This window comes from Pseudomonas sp. SIMBA_067 (assembly GCF_046534675.1).
Taxonomy (GTDB): domain Bacteria; phylum Pseudomonadota; class Gammaproteobacteria; order Pseudomonadales; family Pseudomonadaceae; genus Aquipseudomonas; species Aquipseudomonas putida.
Map to the genome: position 1 here is coordinate 1 of NZ_JAWRYH010000488.1, position 269 is coordinate 269.

Below are 269 nucleotides of genomic sequence, written 5' to 3' on the forward strand. Positions count from 1 at the left end.
CCACCGAGCACCACATAGACCGGTGCGGCTGCCCCACTGCCAATCGGCGCCGCGGCGGACATCGCTTTCGGATTCACCAGCACCCGGCCCTCTTCAATGCGCAGCGGATACTGTTTGAGATCGGCTAACGCCAGCGGTTCACACATTTTTCCACTGGCCAGATTAAACGCGGCTTTGTGCCAAGGACAGACCAGCCGATCGCCGCAAATCGCGCCCTGCTCCAGCGGCGCGCCTGCGTGCGGGCATTTCGCCTGATAAGCACGTACATT

General features: G+C 61.7%; 1 protein-coding gene. It reads right to left on the reverse strand.

Annotation, left to right across the window (positions count from 1 at the left end; translation table 11 throughout):
* The coding region (locus SB765_RS30015; RefSeq protein ID WP_410932546.1) for a Rieske 2Fe-2S domain-containing protein at nt 1-269 on the reverse strand (269 nt) is incomplete at both ends.